The organism is Streptomyces sp. NPDC055103, from assembly GCF_053607625.1.
On the sequence record NZ_JBSGTX010000037.1, the window covers coordinates 52,272 to 74,056 of the forward strand.

20 protein-coding genes and 2 pseudogenes are annotated in these 21,785 nt (G+C 67.2%); 2 read left to right on the forward strand and 20 right to left on the reverse strand.

All coding sequences use genetic code 11. The features are described 5' to 3' along the window. Positions 1–69 precede the first annotated feature (69 nt). The 7 genes from ACWFR1_RS23150 to ACWFR1_RS23180 form a co-directional block, all read right to left on the reverse strand. Positions 70–888 (reverse strand): hypothetical protein, encoded by an 819-nt coding sequence (locus ACWFR1_RS23150; protein WP_453554066.1) that lies wholly within the window; start codon positions 886–888, stop codon positions 70–72. 3 nt (positions 889–891) lie between these two features. Next, positions 892–1,218 carry a hypothetical protein gene (locus ACWFR1_RS23155; RefSeq protein WP_453554068.1) on the reverse strand — a complete coding sequence of 109 codons (327 nt, stop codon included), beginning with the start codon at positions 1,216–1,218 and terminating at the stop codon, positions 892–894. 79 nt (positions 1,219–1,297) lie between these two features. Next, positions 1,298–1,612 carry a hypothetical protein gene (locus ACWFR1_RS23160; RefSeq protein ID WP_453554070.1) on the reverse strand — a complete coding sequence of 105 codons (315 nt, stop codon included), beginning with the start codon at positions 1,610–1,612 and terminating at the stop codon, positions 1,298–1,300. Beyond that, positions 1,612–2,667: a major capsid protein gene (locus tag ACWFR1_RS23165; RefSeq protein ID WP_453554072.1), complete on the reverse strand. Its 1,056-nt coding sequence runs from the start codon at positions 2,665–2,667 to the stop codon at positions 1,612–1,614. Before ACWFR1_RS23165 ends, ACWFR1_RS23160 begins: the two co-directional genes overlap by 1 nt. Before the next feature lie 14 nt (positions 2,668–2,681). Further along, positions 2,682–3,092 (reverse strand): head decoration protein, encoded by a 411-nt coding sequence (locus ACWFR1_RS23170; protein WP_453554074.1) that lies wholly within the window; start codon positions 3,090–3,092, stop codon positions 2,682–2,684. Between the two features lie 126 nt (positions 3,093–3,218). Continuing rightward, positions 3,219–3,899, reverse strand: a complete 681-nt coding sequence (locus ACWFR1_RS23175) for a hypothetical protein (RefSeq protein WP_453554076.1) — start codon at positions 3,897–3,899, stop codon at positions 3,219–3,221. A gap of 102 nt (positions 3,900–4,001) precedes the next feature. Next, entirely contained in the window at positions 4,002–5,186 is a 1,185-nt protein-coding gene (locus ACWFR1_RS23180; RefSeq protein ID WP_453554078.1) for a cytochrome P450 family protein, read from the reverse strand. Positions 5,187–5,341: 155 nt separating this feature from the next. On the opposite strand from ACWFR1_RS23180, the gene ACWFR1_RS23185 reads away from it, so the two are divergent. Further along, on the forward strand, positions 5,342–6,307 hold the full coding sequence (locus ACWFR1_RS23185; RefSeq protein WP_453554080.1) for a hypothetical protein: 966 nt from the start codon (positions 5,342–5,344) through the stop codon (positions 6,305–6,307). 175 nt (positions 6,308–6,482) lie between these two features. On the opposite strand, the gene ACWFR1_RS23190 is transcribed toward ACWFR1_RS23185, so the two are convergent. The 6 genes and pseudogenes from ACWFR1_RS23190 to ACWFR1_RS23215 form a co-directional block, all read right to left on the reverse strand. Continuing rightward, complete coding sequence (locus ACWFR1_RS23190) at positions 6,483–7,367, reverse strand: PIN domain-containing protein (RefSeq protein WP_453554082.1); 885 nt, start codon at positions 7,365–7,367, stop codon at positions 6,483–6,485. Between the two features lie 92 nt (positions 7,368–7,459). Continuing rightward, on the reverse strand, positions 7,460–7,867 hold the full coding sequence (locus ACWFR1_RS23195) for a hypothetical protein (RefSeq protein WP_453554084.1): 408 nt from the start codon (positions 7,865–7,867) through the stop codon (positions 7,460–7,462). 196 nt (positions 7,868–8,063) lie between these two features. Continuing rightward, positions 8,064–9,932: a hypothetical protein gene (locus ACWFR1_RS23200; protein WP_453554086.1), complete on the reverse strand. Its 1,869-nt coding sequence runs from the start codon at positions 9,930–9,932 to the stop codon at positions 8,064–8,066. Then, positions 9,925–10,353: an ABC-three component system middle component 2 gene (locus ACWFR1_RS23205; RefSeq protein ID WP_453554088.1), complete on the reverse strand. Its 429-nt coding sequence runs from the start codon at positions 10,351–10,353 to the stop codon at positions 9,925–9,927. Before ACWFR1_RS23205 ends, ACWFR1_RS23200 begins: the two co-directional genes overlap by 8 nt. Before the next feature lie 29 nt (positions 10,354–10,382). Next, positions 10,383–11,573 carry an ABC-three component system protein gene (locus ACWFR1_RS23210; RefSeq protein ID WP_453554108.1) on the reverse strand — a complete coding sequence of 397 codons (1,191 nt, stop codon included), beginning with the start codon at positions 11,571–11,573 and terminating at the stop codon, positions 10,383–10,385. After that, positions 11,547–11,766, reverse strand: a pseudogene (locus ACWFR1_RS23215) (transposase family protein); the annotation flags it as partial. The gene ACWFR1_RS23210 and the pseudogene ACWFR1_RS23215, both read right to left, overlap by 27 nt. 726 nt (positions 11,767–12,492) lie before the next feature. Between ACWFR1_RS23215 and ACWFR1_RS23220 the strand changes: the two are divergent. Then, on the forward strand, positions 12,493–13,164 hold the full coding sequence (locus ACWFR1_RS23220; RefSeq protein ID WP_453554090.1) for an RNA polymerase sigma factor: 672 nt from the start codon (positions 12,493–12,495) through the stop codon (positions 13,162–13,164). A gap of 166 nt (positions 13,165–13,330) precedes the next feature. Here ACWFR1_RS23220 and ACWFR1_RS23225 read toward each other — a convergent pair whose 3' ends face one another. The 7 genes and pseudogenes from ACWFR1_RS23225 to ACWFR1_RS23255 all read right to left on the reverse strand — a co-directional run bounded on the left by ACWFR1_RS23225 (position 13,331) and on the right by ACWFR1_RS23255 (position 21,765). Next, positions 13,331–15,172: a hypothetical protein gene (locus tag ACWFR1_RS23225; RefSeq protein WP_453554092.1), complete on the reverse strand. Its 1,842-nt coding sequence runs from the start codon at positions 15,170–15,172 to the stop codon at positions 13,331–13,333. Between the two features lie 129 nt (positions 15,173–15,301). Then, a complete protein-coding gene (locus ACWFR1_RS23230; protein WP_453554094.1) occupies positions 15,302–15,856 on the reverse strand; it encodes an SUKH-4 family immunity protein in 555 nt (184 codons plus the stop codon). A gap of 20 nt (positions 15,857–15,876) precedes the next feature. Beyond that, positions 15,877–17,394: a WXG100-like domain-containing protein gene (locus ACWFR1_RS23235; RefSeq protein WP_453554096.1), complete on the reverse strand. Its 1,518-nt coding sequence runs from the start codon at positions 17,392–17,394 to the stop codon at positions 15,877–15,879. A 3-nt stretch (positions 17,395–17,397) separates the two neighbouring features. Further along, positions 17,398–17,481: pseudogene (locus ACWFR1_RS23240) on the reverse strand (hypothetical protein); the annotation flags it as partial. A 46-nt stretch (positions 17,482–17,527) separates the two neighbouring features. Next, positions 17,528–18,949 (reverse strand): hypothetical protein, encoded by a 1,422-nt coding sequence (locus ACWFR1_RS23245; protein WP_453554098.1) that lies wholly within the window; start codon positions 18,947–18,949, stop codon positions 17,528–17,530. 227 nt (positions 18,950–19,176) lie between these two features. Beyond that, entirely contained in the window at positions 19,177–20,064 is an 888-nt protein-coding gene (locus ACWFR1_RS23250) for an SUKH-4 family immunity protein (RefSeq protein WP_453554100.1), read from the reverse strand. Between the two features lie 198 nt (positions 20,065–20,262). Continuing rightward, positions 20,263–21,765 (reverse strand): hypothetical protein, encoded by a 1,503-nt coding sequence (locus ACWFR1_RS23255; protein ID WP_453554102.1) that lies wholly within the window; start codon positions 21,763–21,765, stop codon positions 20,263–20,265. Positions 21,766–21,785: the final 20 nt, after the last annotated feature.

Here is a 21,785-nt window from a genome sequence, read left to right on the forward strand (position 1 = left end):
TAACCCCGGATGTGGCAGTGCGCGGAGGCTCTGAGCTGCCGCCCCGCTCACCCCTTCCCCAAGTCACCTTCATCGTTCAAGATGCGCATCCGGCCTTGCTCCGAAGCCCCGGCGACAGCGAGGGTGGCTGATCGGCCACTCTGCCGCCTCCTCGACGGTGCGCAGCGTCCGGGTGGCCTTGTCCGGATCCTGATGTGAAGTCCATCCGCAGTCCGGGCCGTCGAAGACCTCGACCATGGTGATGCCGGCCTCGCGGGTCCTGTTAAGGGTTCCGGCGTTGTAGGCGACGGCGCTCTTCGCGAGGGTGGCCGCCTCCGCCCAGGCCCGTACCGGTACCCGGGCGTCGTTGCGGTAGACGACGTGAGTGAGCTTGTGGTCGGCGGCGAGACGGCGGGCGAGGTTGCGCGCGGCCTGCCTGGCCGTCATGTTCCCCGCCGCCAGCAGCGGCACCTCGCGACGAGCGGCCACCCTCACCGCCCGGTAGAACCGATCGGCCATCCGCTCGGCCTCCTGAGAGCGGCGCAGGAAGTCGGCGTAGGAGTCGGCGGCAAGCGCCTGGAGGGCGTCGCGGTGGAGCAGGGTCCAGGTGAAGGTGGTCCCCAGAGCCTCGGCGGCAGCCCGCGCGCCTTCCTCGTAGAGATGAGGGAGCTGCCGACGGACGAAGCCTCGGGCTTCCTCATCCACACGGCGGCGGAAGTCTGCGATGGCCTGCTTGAACTCCTCCAGGGTGGCCGTGGTGTGCGGGGCGCGCGGGCTATCGGCGAGCTGGCTGAGGACGGCGTGCTGCTTGTCGGCGAGGCGCTGCCACGCGTCGTCGAGGACGGCGGCGACCCGCCGCGCAATCTCGTCCGGATCGCCCGGAGTCAGCGGAGGCCACTCGTACGGCACCCCTTACCGTCCCCGGCGGTGGGGTATCAGGGGCGCGGTGACAAGGTCGACGCTCGCCTCCCCTGCGGCCAGGTCGTCCGGGGCGATGAGATCGGCAAGGCCGGCGAGCTGCCGTTCGAGGCCCGCCAGGTTGTTGCTCTGGTCGATCGTGACCACGCCGTCCACGGTCATGCGCAGCGGTTCGGCCAGCAGCGCGGCGCGGCGTTCGCCGAGGACTTCGACGGCGACCGCGCGGGCCCGGCCGAGACGCGTGTACCGGGCGGTGAGGTCCTGTTCGTCGGCGGTGGTACCGAGCTGCGCGCGCAGCCAGGCCAAGAGGATCGGGTCCATGGGTACTCCGCTGGAGACGGGTATCCGCCCGCGCCCGGGAAGGGCGCGGGCGGACGGGAGGGGAGTGATGCCTGCGTACTCAGGCGCCGGGCTCGTCGGCCTTCCTTCGACGGCCGGTCGCGGGGCGCTTGGGCTCCGGCTCCGGCTCCGGCTCCGGCTCCGGCTCCGGCTCCGGCTCCGGCTCCGGCGTAGGGTCGCCGCCCGCCGGTGCGTCCCGGCCTCCCGGCTCGGGGGACGAGTCCTCGACTTCCGGCTCGGGGCCGTCCTCCCAGGCGTCGGGGTGGGTGATCAGCGCGGCGACCGCGTCCTCGGGTTCGTCTCCCGGCAGGAGGACCACTGGTTCGTGGGTCTCCGGGTGCACCAGGTACACGGCGGCGTTCAGGCGGCGCCCCATCACAGCACCTTCGCCACGAGGTGGGCCCGCGGGTCGTGCATAACGGGCATCGCGGACGCGTTGACCTTGGTCCAGATACGGATCGGGTCGGAGTCCACGTCACGGGTGATGATGATGCCCGGCGCTTCCTCCTTCTCGATCTCGGGGTTCTTCCCCGACGACAGGACGATGGCGTCCGCGTTCAGGCCCCACTGGATGTTGGCCCACTTCTGGCGCTGGGGCGGGACGTAGATGTACCGGTCATCGGGGATCGGCTTGACCCAGGCACCGTCGACCCGGACCTGCCCCTTGTAGATGCGGATGGGAGGCAGGCCGTACTCGATGCGCACGCTGTTGACCTGGCTGGGCGTGAGCGAGCTGGTCGGCGTAGTCGAGGGGTTGACCGAGTTGTAGAACGCCGCGCGGTAGGCGTTGTTGCTCGACCACGTGTTGACCACGCGACGGGAGGTCAGCGCGAACTCGGGGGCCGGCGAGCCGATGTCCTCCAGGTACTGGAGCCAGGCCAGCTCGTCACGGATCGGGTCCGACGTCGGGTCCGACCACACCTTCGCGGCCGTGGGCAGGTTCTCAGCCGGGACGCCGAAGTCGACCTCGGTGATGTAGTTGTTCTCGTTGACGGTCAGCTTCCCGTCGAGGAGAACGTCGGCGGCCGCCAGCTCGATCCGTCCCTTGGTCGCCTCAGCGTGCCGCTCGGTGTCGTTGTAGAGGTTGGTCACCAGCCGCTCGGCGTCCGCGCCCCGCTGCATCTCGTCGAGGATGATCTCCTGCTCGCTGACCGTGAGCTTCTGCGAGATGACCGGCAGGCCGCCCTTGCGGGTGGTCTCCCACGCCTCGCGGGTCGCGAGCGGCGCAGATGCGTCGTACGCCCGGAACTTGGCCGCGTTGACGTAGCGGCCGCTGTCCCGGATCTCCCACAGGGTGCTCTGGAGCTTGAGCGCAGGGAACACGGGGCTGTCGCCCGTGGTGAGCGTCCACTCGTCCGGCGTCGGCACCGCTCGGGCGAAGACCGTCAGGTCGCGGGTGGTGACGTCCTTGATCAGGTCCTGGAGGGTCATGGTTCAGAAGCTCCTTACACGTACCGGATCAGGGCGTTGGTCGTGACCGCGTCGGCGGGGTTGAAGCCGCCGGGGACCTTCGCGGCGCGCACGGTGCCGTGCCACAGCAGCGCGGCCGGGACCTTCGTGGCCGCCGGCGCGAACAAGGTCTCGGCAACGACGAACCCGGCGAGGATCTGCCGGCCGTCGGCCGCCGCCTTGTCGAAGGGGCCGTAGAGGCCCGAGGCGGCGATCTTGCCGACCGGCACCCCGGACTTGAACAGCGAGTAAGGCTGGCTCGTGTCGGTCGACGGCACGTAGTGCGTGCCGGACGTGAACTTGGCGATGTCGAGCGTGATCGTGTCGGTGTCGTCGGTGCCGTGTCGGCCGCCGAGCCACTCGATGTTCGCCGTGACGCTGCGCTGCGTCGTGATCGGCTGAAGCATGACGGTGCCCTCCCAGGGACGCGATGGCGGGATTCCGCGCGCTCACCTGCTGGTGGCGCCGTCCACGAAGCGGGAGGGGCGTGGTCCCCTGGTCCGGCCTTGTCCCGCCGGTGGGAGTGGAGAAGGTCAGCCGGTGATGTAGCCGCGTCGGCGAGCCATGTCGAGTCCTGCCGAGCCGGGCTTCGGCGGCGTCGCGCCACGCGGAGGCGGGCCGCCGGCGGGCGAGCCACCCGGCGCGGGCGGGGCGGTCTCCCGGGCAGCACCAAAGAGCTCGGGGCGCCGCTCCTTCAACAGCTCGGCGGCCGAAGCGACGGTGTCCTCGTCGGCGTCGTCCTGGCCATCCAGGGCGCGGTCCATCAGCAGGACCGCATCATCCAGGTCGTCGCTGGCGGCCCCGAGCCCGGCAAGGGCTGCGCGCCGAACCGCAGCGCGTTCCCGGGTGATGGCCTGCGCCTCGCGGGCTTCGGCCTCCCGCAGCTTCTCAACGGCGGCCTGCTCGCGTCGCTCGACCTCGGAGAGCGCGGCCTGCTCGGCGTCCCGCTTGCTGGTGATGAACTCGGTCAGCGAGTCGGCATCGTTGAAGCCGAGGCCGTCGAGGAGCCTCTTCACTGCGGCCCGGCCACCCTGGGTCTTCTCCCTGGCCAGCAGCCGCGACAGGTCGTCCTGCGTGACGCCGCCGGTTCCGGGGCCGTCGTCGGGCTTGTTCGGGTCGTGCTCGGGCGAGGCGCCCAGGATCGGGTAGATGGGCCGCCCGTCACGGCGGTACCCGACCGGGGCGAGCGGGTTGGGGAGCGAGGGGCGTCTCATGCGTGAACCATCCACAGGTCTCCAGCGCCCCCACGCCACAGAGCAGTCTAGCGATCAACCGGCCGGGCCGTTTCCCCATGGGGCCGTATCGAACACGACGAGTCAGAAGCGCACCGGCAGCGCGACCAATCCGCGGGCTCGCATCGATGGCCGCCACCGCAGCTCGTCACGAGTCCCGGCCAGCTTCAGGTTGGGGAACCGGCGCAGCAGCGTGCTAACGGCGATCTGTGTTTCCAGCCGTGCCAGAGGGGCGCCAACGCAGTAGTGGATGCCGTGACCGAGCGCCAGATGCCCGCGGTCTCGCCTGTCCACATCGAGTCGGTCAGGATCGGGGAAGCGGTCGGGGTCACGGTTGGCGGAGGCCAGCGACAGCATGACTGTCTCCCCCGCCGGGATCGTGACCCCGCCGATTGCCACGTCTTCAACCGGGAAGCGGCGGATGGCAAGCAGCGCCGGGCCGTCGAAGCGGGCGAACTCCTCAACTGCGCCTTCGACCTTGGCCGGGTTGTCACGTAGCGCGGCCAGTTGCTCCGGGTGGTCCAGTAGCGCCAGCACGGCCGTGCCAATCAGCTGCACCGTGTTCTCGTACCCGGCGAACAGGATGAGGAACGCGAGTGACGTCAGCTCATCCTGGGCGAGTTGGTCACCGTCGTCGCGCACGTTGATCAGATCGGACAGCAGATCGTTGCCGGGCGTGCCGCGCTTGTCGGCGATCAGCTGCGGGAAGTACGCCATCATCGCGGCCACGGCGCGCTTCGCCGCGTCGGGCTCCTCGGGGTCCGGGGCGACCAGTGCATCGGTCCAGGCACGGAAGTCTCGACGTGAGTCCTGCGGCACGCCCAGCAGGTCGCAGATGACGGCGATCGGCAGCGGCGCGGCGAACTCGGCGACGAGGTCGGCGTGCCCCCGGTCGGCCACGGCGTCGAGCAACTGGTCGGCCAGGAGCTGAACGTCCGGGCGCATCTCCTCCACGCAGCCGGGCGTGAACGCTTTGGTGACCAACCGCCTGATTCGGGTGTGGTCGGGCGGGTCCATGTTCAGCAGGTTGGCGTCGAGGGCCGCAGGCAGCGAGAAGCCTCGGTAGTTGCCGGGAAGTCGACGTGCCTTGTCCAGGGAAAGCCGTGGATCGGCCAGCAGTTGCCGCACGTCGGCGTAGCGGGTGACGACCCACACGGGCAGACCGTCCGGCCCGGTGATCCGGTGCACGGGCCCAGCCTCCCGGAGAAGGGCATACGCCGTGTGAGGCTCAGCGACCAGCGTGGACAGGTCAGGGAACACAGTAGCCATGATCGGGAGCCTAAGCCGATCATTCCGGGCCCCGTCCGTCGACCCCGCGTTCCGACGTCCGAACGTATCCGGGGGTGCAGTTCTGTGCGCACCGCCCTTTCGTCGGCGGAATCTGCGATTCTCAGCAGGTCACAGTCAGCGGAAGGACAGACCACGTGCGCCTGCTCGATGACCTCCAGGAAAGTCTCGCAAGGCGGTACCGCCAGATCGTCAACTCCCGAGGACAGAACTTGGGCCGCGAGGTGAAGTACACCGCCGACTGGATCGGCAAGCAGCCGCTGCTCGCTGCGATCATCGCCGAAGCCCGTCACGTGGAGGAGCCGCCGCCCCTGGAGGAGTGGCTGGACCAGTGCGAGGCCGATGTCGGAATGGTCTGGCCGACAGAGACCGAGGAAGGCCGGGCCGTGCTCAGCTGGAATCTGCTGCGTGGCCTTCAGCCTGCCGAAGCGGAAGGCCTGGCCGTCCGGATCTACGGCCGGACGGGCATCAGGAACATCGACGACATGGTTCGGCGACTCGCTGATGAGGCATTCACTCCACTGTTTGAGTGGCTCGCCGAGCGGCTGCAGTACCGAAGCAGCGTCGTCCTCACCCTGCGCCGCTACGTCTACCTCACCGAGCGGTTCAACCGCGTCGGTCTGAACGCCCAGTACCTGGAGAGGACCCCGACCGGCGAGGAGCTGTACAACGACGACCTGCAGAAGTTCCTGTTCCAGGACGCCCACTACGTGACCCACGCGAAACCGCGCTCCACGACCGGGGAACCCGACCTGGTCGGTGAGCTCGGCGGCGAAGACCCGATCGTTCTGGACGGCAAGCTGTACACCGGGAGCATCGCCTACCTCGCCAAGGGCGTCCGACAGGTGTACGAGTACGCCCACGACTACGGGAAGAACGTCGCCTATCTGGTCGTCTTCAACCGCACGTCTGACCGGACCCTGGTGGTCGACGGCGACGGCCCGACCGACTCCTGGCCGCCGTACTTCGAACTGCCAGGGGTCCGGGTGTACGTCGTGGTCGTGCGGGCACTGCCGCCGGCGACCACCGCGAGCAAGATGGGCCCGCTGAAGACTGCCACCCTCACCCGGGGCGACGTGCAGAAGCCTCTGGACGATGACTGAGCAGCCCACTGCGCCCGCTGCTCGCCGAACCCGCAGGCCGAGCGCATCAAGGTAGCCGTCAGGCCGCCTGCTGACCACCGGCCACCGGCCACCGGCCACCGGCCACCGAACGTACTAGGGCGATCTATCGGTCTTCGTCACAGCGGTAGACCTGCCTCACGGACGACAGGCTCCTCTACGCCTCCTGCGACTGACCCTGGTCAAGGGCGGTGCCCTTCTTGCGGTGGTCTTCAGGCAAGCGCAGCACCTTCAGGCCCAGCTGCTGGGCCCGGATCTTCATGCCGATGTCATCTGTCAGCACGCGGGCTCCGGTGTCTGGATGAAGGCCGTCGAGGTCGGCAGCGCAGCGCAGAATGGCCATGTCAGCGTCACCGCCGCGCTCGTCGGTGTCGACCCATACCTCTAGCGTGGCGCCTTGGCGCAGCTGTACAGGTTGTCCGGGCTGACTGTCTCGGAGAACGCGCTCGAGGTACCGGATGGCAGTGGCGGCCTTCTTAGCGAGGTCCCCTTGCCCATACTTCTGCCGGTCGAGCTCGTCAAGCACCACCAAGGGAACAACCAGTCGTGTCTGCTTGGCAATCTCGCCCTGCCCCTTGAGGACTTCGCTCCATAGAACGTCGCCAGGCTGGCGCCAGTGATTGAGCATGTTGGTGTCATAGACGACTGGCAGGCCAGGCCGAGCAGCAAGGTCCTTCAGCACCTCAAGCTCGGCGCGCGCCCGCTCCAACGTCTTGATCTGGTTGTCAATCTCAGTGGCGAGCGCATGATTCAGGGCCCGCTGGGATTGCACCAGGTTCTTCGCCACGTCGGGGTCGGTAGTGAAACCAGACTCCAGGTGAGCGCGACCGATCGGCAGCAGGTTCCAGTAGGCCGTGGAGTGCATGCTGGCGCTGAGGTCCGGGGCAGCGAAAGTCTGCCTGAGCACGGGGTACGTGTCGTGGACCGCATCGGTGTAAGCACGGTAGTAGCCCTGTGCCCCGCGCGCGTTGCTCCACGTCGTCTCCGCTCGCCTGAGCACGTCGTCGGCGTGGGCGAGGGTGATGCCCGGATTCAGTCTCATGCCGCGATCCTGGCAGAGGGCACCGACACTTCTGGGCGGAATGAGGACACCGAGGTCGCGCCCGACTTCCGCGTACTTCAATCAGTCGGTCATTAGTCAGCTTCCTCTGCCAGGAGCGGAACTCGCACGGCGTTGTCATGAGGTTGCGGGAGCCCAAGGTATGCCCTTACGACCGCGTTGTCGCCGGTGGCATCGGCAAGGCTGGCAGCGGCGTCGAAGGCGCGGGACTGGATGCGGCCGATCTCCTCTTGGGCATCGTCGATGGGATATCCCGCATCGATCAGCATCCGAACGCCGGTCTCGACGGACAGCACGCCGCCGCCCACGTCCTTGACGACCTCGTCGAGGACGGCCGCACGGTCGGTCGGGGTGTGTGGGCCCCACATAAGGCGCGCGGGCAACGACTCCCCCGCAGGCCATCCCTGTGCGTGCCCGGCCTGGTGGAGCCGCTGAACCATGCGCAGGAGGACCGTGTGCTCGTGGTTGCGGGCCAGGCGCATGGCGCCGACCAGCGAGTCCAGCGAACCCAGGGCGAGCTGAAGGGCGTAGCCGGAGGGCAGGGCAGTCGGGTCGCTTACAGCACAGCCCTGCTGGGCTGCCTCGACGGCCGAGGGCGATCGGCGAGGTGTTTCGCTGGCACGTGGGCTATGAGAAGTGGATCATGGCCGCCACTCCTATGGCTCGCAGCTCGTGACCTCAGCCGCTCACGGACCTGACCGCCTCTCTCATTGAAGGGAAGAAGCCGGCACGGTCGCCTTCTTGCAGGCCGAACCGGTGGGTGCGGGCTTGGGCGATGACGTCGTGGGGCGGGTCACCGTTCTCGAAGATGATCACCTGCCCTGGGAAGGTAAGCATGTTCCGGTAGAAGTGATCGACGACGGTCGACGTCATCGGTACGTCGTCACCTGGGGCGTCGCCCTGGGGGTCGCTGTGAGGGCCGCGGTAGGTGACGACGGGCGAGTCGAGGACGACGAGCCCGGGGTGCGGCCTGTCGTGCTCACGGCAGTAGTGGGCCAGGGCCGTGGTGAATGCGGAGTGCAGCACGGAGCGGACGCCCTTGCCCCGAGAGGCCCGCAGTCGGTTACCTGCCCTGATCTCCATCTGGTACTGGTCGTACTCCGCGTACTCGACGGAGGGCACCTTCCACGCCTCCAGCGTGTGCTGAAGGACCTGGTCAAAGGCGGAGAGTGCCCGGTTCGGAATGTAGTCGGCGGGCCGGTGGGCTGGCGTTGCGGCTTCACCGTCCAGCTGCGACCGGCGTTCTTCCAGTTCCTCGATGCGCTGGTGAAGGTCCACATCGCGTTCGATGGCTGAGCGGACCTCAAGATGCTGGTCCATGTCCTCGCGCAGCGGGGCAAGCCGTCCCCGGGTGACGGAGATGTCCACGTCGAGGCGAGCAGCAGATGTCTTCAGCTCCTCCCTGCGGTTGCTGAGCTCTTCGAGCTGACTGCGCAGGTCGCGCATGGTCGGCCGAAGGTCATCGAGGAGAGAGGTGGTCTTGGCCATCTCGATCTCCACTGCGAGATGCAGCTGGGTCGTCTCGCGATCGCTGTGGTCGGGGTGCTGGTGTTCGGGTTCGGCGCCGCAGAAGACGCAAGTGCCGACCTTGAAGAACCCCAGGAGGTTGCCGGCCTCGGTGACCATGAAGAGCCGGTCGATGTCGGAGCGGTACTGCTTTTCCAGCAGGGTGAACCGGGACATGAGGTCGCCGACCTCGGCCAGGCTCGCTTCTATCCCGGCCAGCTCCTCCGTGACCGACATGCGTTCGGCCACGGAGTTCAGGTGCTGTCGGGTGATGGTCTCGACTGCGCGGGAATAGCCGTCGATGGTTGTCTGCAGGCGCCGGTGCCGGTCGCGGAGTTCCTGGACGTTCTCGGAGGTGCTGAGCTTGTTCTGCAGGTCGATGATGATTCGGTCGAGGAGGCTGACCTGCCCTTTGTTGACGCGGCGCTGGCTGGCGTTCATGCCGGTGGTGACCTCGGCGTCGCCTTCTCCGGTCAGCAGCAGCCGCATGACGGAGGCCGCCGCGGTCTTCCCGTTGGTCGAGGACGAGTGCAGGACTGGGGATCGTTTGTCGACCATGCGGTTCTCGGGGACGACCGAGAGATGCACCAGGTCGCTCAGGCGCAGCTCTCGGGTGCCGCCTGCGTCATTCGTGCGGATGCGCAGGTCGTCCCATCCGAGGTTGCCGAGGAGGAACTGCGAGAGGCTGTTCTTGCTGCGCGCGGTGTGCTTGGCCGTGACGTCGAAGTCGGAGGGGCGGGTGACCAGTTCCCGCAGGTCGGCCCAGTGCACGTGGATGGTGTTGCTGTCCGGGACTCGAAGCAGGGTGAGCGGGGTACCGTCGTCGAGTTCGAGGCCGAGGAGGATCTGGCTGTATCCCTTGGCTTCGGAGACGAGGTCGAGCTTGCTGCCGCCGAGCATGTACTCGATGGACTCTGCGACGAACGATTTGCCGGTGTCCGAGGCGCCGTAGATGACGGTGAGGGACGGGTCGAAGTCCACTGTGGCGAGCGGCTTGGTCGCGGAGGCGTAGGTGAGATGTGTCAGACGCAGGTCAGCCATGGCCAGCCCCTTCGGATGCGGAGCCTGTTGTGGCACGGTTGATGATCTGGTGGGTCACACTGCGGGCATGCGCCGGGGAGGCGTAGTGGTGGAGGGCCCACTCGGCGCGTTCGCGCAGAGATGCGACGTAAGGGGCTTCCAGCACTTCGATGAAGGTGGTGCCGGTTTCGGTGGCCGCGTACATGAGGCCGCCCTCGCTGCTGACGATGTCGGCCAGCCCGGCCCGGATCAGCACGAGAAGACCCTGTTCGAGGAGTTCTCGCTTCCTGCCGAGCTCGCCCTCCCGGGCCGGCAGGTCGGGGTGGAGGCTGCGCGGGCCGTCGAACTCTCCGCTGTGGAGTACGAGGTAGTCCAGCGCGACGAGCTGGGCGAGGTCCAAGGGCCGGGGGTGGCTCTCGGCCAGGAGGACAAGGGCTCGCACGCCAACCTCGAGTGGGCTGTTGAGCGGGGTCACTGCTCTCCCTCCCGGCACCAGATCAGGCGGTTGTCGTTCGCCAGGTGGTGACATACCCCCTTGCGGACCTCCGGTCCCACGTAGGGCTTGAGGATCGTCTCGGTCACTTCCACGGTGCCCGCGCAGATCGTGACGGCTGCGTGTCGTTCCCAGCCGTTCGGGTGGGCTCGCTCCGCCTCCTCCACAACAATCGTGTATATATCCTCTTTAACTTGGTCAAAATAGTCTGGCGTGGTCGAGTCCCGCGCGAACACGCGTACGGACTCGGCAGCGAAGAAGGCCACCCGCTGTCGCAGAAGGTGCCCCTTGGCCTCGGCCACGTCGTCGACCTGATCCAAACTGTTGATCTTGTCGGGGAACCGCTCCCGGTAGACATCGACGAGGCGCTGCACATACCGCGCCTCGTCGTGCCGTGGCCGCTCGGGAGGAGTCAGCTTCGTCGGCCCGCTCGTCGGCGGAGCCTGCGGGAAACGCGCGAGCCAGTGAGGCGTGGTCATGTGCTCCTCGAGCAGCTGATCGAGATCGATGCACGAGAACATGCCGAAGTCAGTTCCTTCCGCCAGCCTCTCGACCTTCCGGCGCTCGTCAGCGTCGAGTTTGGTCACGAGCTTGTCCTTCGTCGTAGACAGTTCCTCCAGGAACTTTGCCCGGCACTCGGACGGCTTCGATATGAGGCGCTTCAGGCTGGCAGCGAAGGTGAGAGCGACGAAGACGTAGCGGGTGGGGACGGTGAAGTGGCCGACCGCGGCAGCCACGAACATCTTCCGCATCTCCTGGGCCGCAGTGGTCCAGGACAGGTCCCGCTTGTACTGCTTGCACTGGTAGTTGTGCCATTCCCCCTCCAGCTTCGCCTGCGTCAGGAAGCCCGCCACGTCAATGCCGTGGTCCCCTGCGCCTCCCTGCCGTTCAACGAGGTCGTACTTCGTCCCCTGCGTCGGCACCCATTCCTTCACGAACTCCTCGAATTCGTCGGGGTCGTACAGGAAAGTGACCGTCTGCTTCGGCGTCGCCATCCTCGGCATGCTGAGCCTAGGCGGCAGCACTGTCAGTGCCCGCTGCTCTTCGCCCCCCGGCTGACCGTCATGCTGGCTCGTCACGCCATCCCCCTCGCTGCGCTTGGCGATCTCAACAGATATCACCGGGACGCAGCCGCATCCAGACCCGAACAGCGGCGCGAGCTGCCGCATGGTCCGGTTCGTTCGCCAGTACGCCGCGACCAGCAGTGCCCGGCCCTCCAGCGGAAGGCTCCAGGGCCGGCCGCTACGGACCGCGTCGGCACCTCGCCCCTCACACCGTCAACAGCCCCCCGAAGGCACGCGGGCTCAGCCCGGAGAGCCGGGCTGTCCAGGACGGCTCCGACGCCGTCATCGCACCAGCCACACCAAGATCATCACATCTGGATCAGGCGGAGGTCCCCGGCCCAGCTCTCACAGCGGACGCGACCTCCAGAGACTGAGAGCTCTAAGGTGAGTCGAGGGCCCTAGCAAGTCACTGTCCGTCAGCATCGTGGACGCGCAGAAATCTTGAGACCGTGATTAAGAAGTGAGCACTGTCGTTCGTTGTCTAGCCGACGGACCTTCTGTGTCTGTTGCTCGGCCTGGCTGCCGGTCACCCGGCGCAAACGGTTGAAGTCCCGGCGGCCAGGCCTTCAGTCACCGACGCTCGTCGGGGGCTCGGATCGCCTACCAGACATGTCTGGTAGGCGCCTTCGGCATGCCTGAGATTCGCTCGCACGAGCGACGTCCCCTTGACGCTGACTCTCCGCATCCGATCGAATCGACCTGGTGACCACGGGTGACTCACATGCGCCGGGGAGCCCGCGGTCACACACATGAGCAACAGACCTGAAGGAAGGGAACGTATTGGGACCTAGGCAAACCACGGCGTATGTCACCGGGGTCATCACCATGGTCGCCTGCGAAGGTGTCCAGCTCTTCGGAAACTCGTGGGATCACCCGGCCGGCACGGTCGAAGCTGGGGTGGTGACGGTGGCAGCAGCGCACCTCGCCTTTCGCGCCATCGAGTACTGCAAGCGCATTAAGCGAGCCGTAGAGAGGTCCGAAGCCCACCCACGCCTGGAAGCTGCAAGGAGCGATAGCACTAACCGTGACGCCTGACGGCATCACCGACTGGGAGGTCGACGACGGTGAAGACACCGAGTCGGCCTCCCAAGCACGCTTCCAGGACCTCTACAGCGAACTAGTTCCCAAGCTGATCGGATACGTGCACAGCCGTTTCCCTGGGCTGGGACACTTCGGCGCTGAGGACGTAGTCGCAGACGTGATGATCACGGCGTACAACCATTGGGACCGCCTGGAGCACTTGGAGAATCCAACTGCCTACCTGTTCAAGTCTGCGGCGCACCGCGCCATCGACATGCACCGCCGCCTCCACAGGTCTCGCACTACTGAAGACGGGGCCATTGCAACTTTGACGCCCGGCGTAGTGCCCGCGCACATGGACCGTGCCGTGGACGACTCCGACGACGAGGCGGCAGAAGTACTACGGGACGAGATACGACGCATGCGCCCATCCAGAAAGCGCGAGGTCGTCCTCCTCCAGGCCAGCGGCTTGTCGGACTCCGACATCGCAGAAGCTCTGGGCATCACCACCAATCAGGTCTATGTTCAACGACATCACGCGGTCAGTGAGCTACGAAAGCGCCTGAGACAGCACATCAGGAACCGGCCCGCGCGAACGCTCAGCACCCCTGACGCCCCACCCCTAGAGCAACAGCAGGCACGCATGGACTCCTCCACCTCCACACGTGATAGCTAGCGTGGCCACGTGTGAGCAATGGTGGCCGCCGTTCAAGCGACCGGGAGAGCTACCGAGAGTCCCGCCCCCACTCGAGGGGGTCTGCCTGAGCGCGCCAAGCGCCAAGGCGACGCAAGGGTCAGCGCCGACACAGCCGCTGCTGCGGCCGCACTGGCTCTCCGCGTCGTCACTTCGTCCCTCGCTTAGCCTCCGACGTAACGATGAGTGGAATGGCAGGCAGCTCAGCGCCAGTGTCAGGCAGGCCGAGGTATGCGCGCACGGCGGAGTTGTCACCCGTGGCATCGGCAAGCCGCGCAGCTGGCTCGAAAGCTCGCGCTTGGATTCGTCCGACCTCCTGCTTTGAGTCTTCGATTGGGTAACCAGCTTCTTGGAGCATGCGCACTCCAGTCTCTAGGGAGAGCACGCTGGCCCCAACCCCCTTGACCACCTCATCTAGAACAGCAGCGCGGTCTGTGGGCGTGTGGGGGCCCCACACGAGGCGGGCGGGCAGCGACTCCCCTGCGGGCCAACCTTCCGCCTGCCCGGCCTGGTGGAGCCTCTGCACCATCCGCAGCAGGACCGCGTACTTATGGTTGCGGGCCAGGCGCATGGCCGCGATCAGCGAGTCCAGTGGGCCCAGGGCTAGCTGGAGGGCGTAGCCGGAGGGCAGGGCGGTGGGGTCGAGAGTGCCGAGGCCGGCCGCGGTGAGGCGGGAGTTCGCGGCGACGCGGTCGATGAGGTGGTCGACCCGGGACCGGAGTTCGGCGAGCTGCGCGGAGGTATCGAGGACGTCCATGCTGCCGTTGTCGTTGAGCTGCCAAACCGTTCCGGCACGGACCTTCACCGGCAGCGGCTGTCCGGTGGCCCGGTCGATGGGCAGGCGTGCCCCGGACAGGCCGATGATCGGGGAGCCAGTCGTCGCGGATGCCCCCGAGCTGTCGGTGTCGGTGGCCGACAGCTCATCGAGACCTTGGAGGACGGTGGCGATGGTCGGCTTGCCCCAGTGTTCGCCGCTGGTGGGGATGGAGTTGGTGATGTGGACCAGCGGGATGAAGTCGCAGCGCAGGTCGAGGCGGTCAAGGACCTCTCCATCCGAGCGGACCCGGTAGGTCGCCTTGTGCAGCGGCAGGTCGTAAAGCAGGTCGGCGTGGTGGAGGTCGTCCAGCTCCCACTCTGCGTCCGTGAGGTAGCACGTCCACGGGCTCGGCCGGTTCGACGCCCACGGATAGGTGCGGGTGATGACGCCGCTGTCCGCGTTGAGCTCGTCACCCACGACGAGGACCGGCGTCCCGTCCTCGCCGTACAGGAACTCGCGGACCGCGCCTCCGCCCTTGTCCGTGGTGGGACGGCTGGCCGGGCCGATTGGTGCGAGCTCGTAGGTGATGCGCCGCACCCGGGTCTTCAGGCCCCGCCGCTTGTCCTCGGGCAGCTCCCACGCCAGGTGGACGCGCATCGGGAACTCGGCGCCGTCCTGCTCGCCGTCCTCCGGCCACTCCGGGAAGTACAGGCCCGGATCCCAGGTGCGCAGAAGGACGCGGCCCTTCCTCGGCTCCCAGGCCAGGGTGAAGACCCCGTCGCCCAGGAGGATCGCGTTGCGCTCCATCTGCTGCACGCGAAGGGGCAGCAGTTCCTTCTCCGCCCACGCCCGCAGCCGCTCCTGCACGGCGCGGGCGACGGCGGCGCCCGAAGACGGCTCGTCGTCGGCGTGCTCGGCCCCGATCACGCTGATGGTCTGCTCGGAGCCAAGGAGGTAGCCGAGAGCGGTGTCGACAATCTTCGACGCGTCGCCCAGCTCCCGGCGTTCGGTCCCACTCTCGTCGTCCCCGCTCAGCGCGGCGAGTTGTCCGGCCTGGTTGGAGTCGTAGGCGGCCAGCAGCCGGTAGGCCGCGAGGCGGCGCAGGTCCTCGTCGGGAATCCACGACGACGTCAGGTCCGCCCAGACGTTCCGGCCCGGTCGACGCGGGTTGGCCATGGCCGGCTTGTAGTCCAGCCAGCTCCAGGCGTCGGTGATCAGCTCGCGCAGGCCCACAGAGCCCCTCCAGGCAGTCGGCCCCGCGCCGCCTGATCACTCTACCGAGGGTTCCTCGGCCGCCACGGTGTCAAGCGTTCGCTCCGCCAGGTCGAGCCTCCGCATCAGCAGACTCGCAAAGGCAAGCATCTACCAGATGCCCTGCTCAAGCTCCTCAAGGGACAGGTTCCACTGGGACTCCTCGTCCTCGAACGGTGTGGGGTCGAAAGCTTCGACGACTTCGCGGAACCGGGCGGCGAGTTCCTCGGGGTCGGCATCGTTCTCGTGGTCGTTCTCGACCTTCCTGAGTTCGATGAGAGCGAAGACGAGTGACTCGATGTCGCGGTGGAGCTCGATGTAGTCAACCGCGCCTTCAGGGAAGGCATAGATCTTGCCGGACTTCGGGTCGAGCGCGAGCAGCGAGGTGAACAGGTATCCCAGGCTCCACCAGGCTCGGCTCTCGATGGGGCACTGCAGGCCGTAGTGGTCGAACCGGCTGCCGAGCGTGATGGCATCGACGTCCGGGCCGTAGGGGTCTTCGATGTCCATGCGGGAGGTGAACACGTCGGACGTGGGAAGCCCTACGGTGCTCAGAAAGCTAGCGGTACGTGCGTCGAGGTCTGCGATGCCGCTGTGCGGGAAGTAGGTGACGCTGTTCAGTCCGTAGACGTCGGTCACGTTCTGAGGGGTTACGGTGAAGTTCATTTTCCAGCAGCCTCGATGCGCTATTTTCCGTGTGACTTTTTCACTTCGTTGCGGTACTTGATGTGTTCGGAGTTGGTGGTCTTTCCGTCCTCTTTATAATAGTCGGCCACGTGTGTGACTTTCAGGTCTTTGCGGAAATAAGCATCGAGCCAGCGGGCACATTCCGGGTTTTTTTTGCAGGGCTCTCGCTCCGTGAAAAGTTCCACGAGTCCGTTTTGGCTACCCTTGTGGAGGAGTGGCCTTCCCAGCATGCGCTCTGAGTGACCCTGTTTGTTGCTGTAGCCAACGAGGATGGACTCTTTGCCGTCGGGTCCGACGTACCGGCCGGCGGCATAGTTCGTACCCTTGTAGTCATCGCGCGCGATGCGCGCGGCCTGCGTGGCTTGAGCAAGGTCGTATCCGTCGGCGCTGACCTTCTCTGACTTGACCTTTCCCGTATGCCCTTGAGGGGTGTGCCACTCGGCCTTCTCCTTGTCCGTCGTGGGCACCCAGGCCTTGCCACCATCGAGGACGCTGCTCAGACGTGTTTTGTCGTCTCCGGTGAGCGGGTCGACGCCGCCGTCGAGACTGAGGCGTTGGACTGATCCATCAGCGTTGAGGAGGTACATCGGGACAGCGTCGTCATCGTCGCCGCACTTCTTGAGCTTGTCCTTGACGTCGTCGTCGTGGTCCTTGTGGCTGCCCTTGCTCTTGTCGATCTTGCCGCCGTGGTCTTCGAGAGTTTTGACCATCTCGTCGGCCTTCTTGTCGACTGCGTCCTCGGCCTTGTCCATGACGGTGGCGAGCTTGTGGAACCTGCTGTCCTTCTTCACCGAGGACTTGCGGCTCGCTCCGCCGCCCTTGAACTCACCCTTCTTCTTATCGAAGTTGGTGGCCGTCTTCTGGTAGCCGCCCGCCGCCAGCTCGAACTCGGCGAACTCGATGACAAGGTCCTGCGCCATGTCCGTGCTGCCCGATGCCATCACGTCGTAGGTACCACCGCCGCCGAGCTGGTCAGAGAACAACTTCTCGATCTCGGCGAGGATCTTGCCCTCGATCTTGTCGGTGACGATCGAGGTGATCTGCTCGATGGCGTAGTCGATGGCTTCCTGGATGATCAGCCGGGCGGCGGCGATGGCTGCCGCGGACAGTAGGCCGCTGAGGCCGGCGGTGAAGAACATGCCGACGACACCCGCCGCGGCGGTCGCCGCCGTCGCGGTCAGTTTCGCGATGATCGCGACCTTGCAGGTGACGATGAGGTCGGCACAGTCATCGAGTGCGCCGCCCAGATCGTCACAGCCCTTGGCGAAGGTCGACAGGTCTCTCGTGGTGAGCTTGCCCCAGCGACGGTCGATGGCCTTGACCGTGTCGCCCTTGCTCTTGCCGGCAACGATGTGAGAGCAGGCGTCGTTGCCCTCCTTGACCGCGTCGCGGATGCCCTCGGCCAGTTTGCGGAAGTCCTTTGCCGAGGCCTTGACCTCGTCCTCGTCGATCTGCGGCCAGTCGACACCCACCAGGTCGAGAACCTCGACCAGGTCATCAGGCAGCGTCATCCCCATCGGTTACCCCCGTCCCCATGCCAACCTCCCCACTTTCCATGCCGACTGAGCGGCCGTCAACTTTGCTGATGTGGGGACGTTGCAAAACCGGTCAGCTGCCCGTCACCATGACGTGCAGTGACCGCCCACACGCCTACTGGCTCAGGACGAGGCAGGTCAGAGCCTCGTCCATGCCGACGAAGACCCGGCCACCCGTATCGAGGGCCACTGCTCGAACCGGAGGGCCCGGCCTGAACGTTTGCTGCGTGCCGGTTTCCCAGTTGATCCACTCCACCAGCCCGTCGGCCCACGCCACCACAGCCGTCGGCCCGCTCGCGGTCCATACGGCATCCATGGCCACGACCGGACACGACCGCCGCATGAGCGTTCCGGCCATGGGCTTGCTGCCAGGAGACCACGCCCGGACAGTGCCGTCCTGCCCGCCGCTGTAGACGAGCGGCGCCATGGCGCCTTCGTCTCCCATGGGGAGGCTGAGAGCAGCCAGAGCGGTCACCGCCCCCTCATGCAAGGACACCGAATCGGTGATGTCACCGAAGGCCCGCACCGCACCCGTGCCGTCCCCCAAAGCCACAGTCCCCAGACCGGCGCTCTCGGAATAGGCAAGGCTCGTGCCCCGCTGCCCCCGCAGCATGTCTGCCAGGCGCTGGGCACTGGTGGGACTGTCGTCGAGGAGCCCCGCAATCCCTGAATCCTCCGGCCTCACAGACCAAGCCGACTCCAGCTTGAGATGACCGTGCGCATCGAGGCACAGCACCGTACCGTCCGACGAAGCCGCCAACGCCACAGGCCGATCCCACGACAGGGACACGCGGCCACGCGCCGCAGCATCCGCGCTCTGCACCGTCCGCACAGTGCAGTCGTCCCCGGCCACCAGGAGGCAGCCGGCCAGTGGACCCCTGCCCGTCGCCAGCGCGATGACAGGCCCCGGCCAGGGCGGTGTCATATCCCCCCGGACGCGACACCACTCCAGACCCCAAGCAGCACCATCAGCCAACCCCTGCAAGGCGGGGGCATGTCGCGGGTCCGCACGGTCGCCCAGAACACTGAGCAGGATCAAAGCCCGGGCCGCCGGAGACGATTCCCTGCACAAGGCCTGCCCCGCCCGCAGCCACGCCGCCCGCAGCCCGCCGTGCTCACCGGCCTGGTCCTTCTCGTAGGCAGCGGTGACCATCCACGGATCGGCCTGGCAGACAGCTACCGGGTCGGACAGCTCCATCCCCTCGCCCTGACCCGAGGACGCGGGGACCCCCCTTTCCTCGGACAGCGACGCCCGCCACTGCTGGAAACGCTCCTCGTCCCTCCACTGCTCCAGGTCCAGATCCAGCTCCGCACAGCCAACTCCGGCCAGACGCTGATACGCGCCGCTGGTCGTCCGGGACTCCACGATCAGCCGGGCATGCCCCACACGGGCCAGGTCCAGGACCAGATCGGCCACCTCCGCCTCGTGAAGATCAGGCAGCACGATCACCGTGCGCCGCGGGTCACGGGCCAGGGCCTCCACCAGCTCAGCCGGCGACCGGGCCACCACGCCGAGCTGGTCGGCAAGCGACCACACGGTGCCCCACAAGCTCCTTCCCGCCGAGGGAACGACAGCATGTACGGCACGCTCCGGCGCCGTACCGCTCTGCGTGCCGTGATGCACGAGCCAGGCCAGCAGCGCCGACTTCCCACTCCCTTGCGATCCGGACACCAGACACAGACGAGGAGCCTGCAGGTCGGCCAGCCAACCCAACAATGCCGCTGCCGCCGGTTCCCTCCCCGCAGCAGGCCGTTCCCAGCGCATCAACCGCGCCCCGCCTGCCCGGCAGCGTGGACGATCAGCTTCCTGATGCCCTCCTCGCGGGACTCAGCGGAAATCCCGTAGTCGAAGCTGTGAGTGAACTGCGCCCGAGGAAACGCCTCCTGCATCCAGACAGCGCAGTAGTGACCGGGCATGAGACACGGCTCCAGCTCACAATGAACGCGAACCACCTGCTCCGGCTTCACACCCTGAGCAGACAAGCCACGCCAGATGATCTCCTCCGGATGCGCCAGGCCGGGCCCGGTGACATCCGTAACCACCTGCTTCGAATCCGCCGCATCGACATACTCGAACGCCGCGGAGAACGGGAAGTTCAACGTGTGCCGCACATCGTCCAAAACCCGCGGCCACCACGACTCCCGCCCCTCGAACGCGACAGGATCGATCCGACGCAGCTCCGCATTCAGATCACGCAGGACCCCCGCAGCCTCTGCCAGCCCTGAGGCCACCGCCAGCAACGGCAGCGAACGATCCAACGCCAGCAGAGCCGCACTCAGACTCGACACATCAGTGTTGACGAACATGTCCTCCACGACGTCCTGCAACAACACCGCCTGAACAGCACCGTCAGGACGCACACACAAGTGCGCCAGACCGTCACCGCCGATACGCGGCCAGTCCTCCATCGCCTCATGCGGCCTCGGCAACGAGGAACGCACAGCAACAACTCCAAGTGCCACCGGGTCCCGGTCGCCCGGAGACCTGAAAAAGGAGGCCACACCCCGAGGCACGCCGGTTTCCTCCAGGAAGGCCTGAGCCGTGTCGGGCAGTCTCGCTCCGAGCAAGCTCGCACGCTCGAAACGACGAAGACCCTCACGGCCGAAGTGCTGAGCCAACTCGTCGTGGCGCTCTGGAACGGAAGGCGGCATGGGAACCTCGCAGTACAAACAGGCAACCGATCGTCGCACACGACCATAGCCCCGGCCGACGGACCGCTCACCGCCCGTCAGCTACGAACCCGTCCTGTAGCACAACCCGAGATTCGGAAACACCTGTCTGGTGTGTCGGCGTCGACCGGTGGTCGACGGAGGTTGCCATGCCTGTGATCGCTACGCGGCCGTGGTCCCTCAGCGTCGGGGCATCGTCGGCGGGGTGGGGACGTCGTTCAGGCAGCGGTCAATGAGTGCGTGCATGCGGGGGACGGGGAGGGACGGGTTGGCTGCGGCGCCCTCTGCGGTGCGAGGGTCGGCGAGGAGGGCCTCCAGGGCCTGCAGTGTCAGGCTCGGGTTGGCGGCGGCTGCACGGCGCACCGACTCGTCGGGGTCTTCCACCGGGGGGTCGGGCAGGGCGGGATCGGCTGCGGCCAGGGCTCGTACCTGCGGATCCGGGTGGCCGATGAGGTGGGTCGTGCCGGTGCGGGGGAACGCGGGCAGGGTCAGCAGGTGCGGACGGTGGGCCGGGCGGGTGACGAAGACGTCCAGGAGGAGGCGTGGCGGGGCCAGGGGGTGGTGGCAGGCCAGCCGGATCCGTACTTCCTCGTCGTCGTCCTGCGCGAGTGTCGCGACGAGTTCTGCGGGCAGGCCGGGCCAGCTCGCCGCAACCCGGCGGAGCACCGGTTCCTCGGACGCCGCGCAGGCGGCGAACCAGCCGGGTGACGGCCGCAGGGCGGGCTCGGTGATCGGGCAGGTGCAGTCCGGGCCGTGGTCGATGATCCTGTGAATTATTTCGTACTCGACCCAGGTGCGGGAGAAGGGGTGGAGGCGTGCCCGCGCCCGTACGTTCTCGTCCGGGTCTTCCCTCAGCTCCGCGACCAGGTCCGGCCCCAGGTCGGGCCGGATGGTGACCAGCGCACGGACCCCGGCCTCGGGATGGCGGGCGAGCCGGGCGACGGCGTAGGCCGGGGCGTGGCGGTTTCGGGCCAGGGGGCGCACCGTGCCGTACGCGAAGCACTGCTCGACGAGCGCGGGCGACAGGGCGCACGTGCCGAACACGAAGGGCTTGCCGCGCGGCTCGTAGGAAGGCAGTCGGGCCTCTACTTGTTCCGGATCCAGCACCCAACTGTGGTCTTTCGCCGCTTCACGGACTGCGGGGTCTGGATCGTCGAGCAGCGCCGCCCGCTGCGCCGGGGTGAGCGACCCCCAACTCCAGGTGGCCCGTATCCGGAGTTCGGGGTGCTTGCGGCCGGCCAGGGAATGGCGGAAGGACAGCGGGATCTGCCGGGACGATTCGAGCACCCCGATGATCTCACCTGCGGTGAGTCTGCCGTCCTCTCCCCCATCCTGCGCGGTCAGCAGAGTTACGAGAATGTCGTCCGGCAGCGGCCGGACCCATCGGGGCCGGGACCGGGGGCCCTCGGCGAGCCACGCGCGGACGAGTCCCGACGGGTCCGTCGCCAGGGGGGCGAGCCGCGCCGGGTCGACGTACAGGTTGCGGGCGAGCGCGCTGCGGACGGCTCTGATCGGATGACGCAGGGCCGCGTCGATGACGGCGTCGGGCAGGTCACGACCCTCGCACATCAGCAGGCCGGCCTCACCGGCCGCTTGATCCATCAGGCGTACCAGTACGTCGGAGGGCGCCGCCGGATTGAAAGCGAGGCCACGCAGCCACAGTTCATGCAGAGAGTCGGACACCGCATCATCCTGCCACCTCG

What these genes read in the sequence shown, in the direction of transcription:
- ACWFR1_RS23155 (WP_453554068.1), bottom strand. Translation starts at nt 1,218, where the DNA reads ATGGACCCGATCCTCTTGGCCTGGCTGCGCGCGCAGCTCGGTACCACC.
- ACWFR1_RS23160 (WP_453554070.1), bottom strand. Translation starts at nt 1,612, where the DNA reads ATGGGGCGCCGCCTGAACGCCGCCGTGTACCTGGTGCACCCGGAGACC.
- ACWFR1_RS23165 (WP_453554072.1), bottom strand. Translation starts at nt 2,667, where the DNA reads ATGACCCTCCAGGACCTGATCAAGGACGTCACCACCCGCGACCTGACG.
- ACWFR1_RS23170 (WP_453554074.1), bottom strand. Translation starts at nt 3,092, where the DNA reads ATGCTTCAGCCGATCACGACGCAGCGCAGCGTCACGGCGAACATCGAG.
- ACWFR1_RS23175 (WP_453554076.1), bottom strand. Translation starts at nt 3,899, where the DNA reads ATGAGACGCCCCTCGCTCCCCAACCCGCTCGCCCCGGTCGGGTACCGC.
- ACWFR1_RS23180 (WP_453554078.1), bottom strand. Translation starts at nt 5,186, where the DNA reads ATGGCTACTGTGTTCCCTGACCTGTCCACGCTGGTCGCTGAGCCTCAC.
- ACWFR1_RS23190 (WP_453554082.1), bottom strand. Translation starts at nt 7,367, where the DNA reads ATGAGACTGAATCCGGGCATCACCCTCGCCCACGCCGACGACGTGCTC.
- ACWFR1_RS23195 (WP_453554084.1), bottom strand. Translation starts at nt 7,867, where the DNA reads ATGCGCCTGGCCCGCAACCACGAGCACACGGTCCTCCTGCGCATGGTT.
- ACWFR1_RS23200 (WP_453554086.1), bottom strand. Translation starts at nt 9,932, where the DNA reads ATGGCTGACCTGCGTCTGACACATCTCACCTACGCCTCCGCGACCAAG.
- ACWFR1_RS23210 (WP_453554108.1), bottom strand. Translation starts at nt 11,573, where the DNA reads ATGCGGCAGCTCGCGCCGCTGTTCGGGTCTGGATGCGGCTGCGTCCCG.
- ACWFR1_RS23230 (WP_453554094.1), bottom strand. Translation starts at nt 15,856, where the DNA reads ATGAACTTCACCGTAACCCCTCAGAACGTGACCGACGTCTACGGACTG.
- ACWFR1_RS23235 (WP_453554096.1), bottom strand. Translation starts at nt 17,394, where the DNA reads ATGGGGATGACGCTGCCTGATGACCTGGTCGAGGTTCTCGACCTGGTG.
- ACWFR1_RS23250 (WP_453554100.1), bottom strand. Translation starts at nt 20,064, where the DNA reads ATGCCGCCTTCCGTTCCAGAGCGCCACGACGAGTTGGCTCAGCACTTC.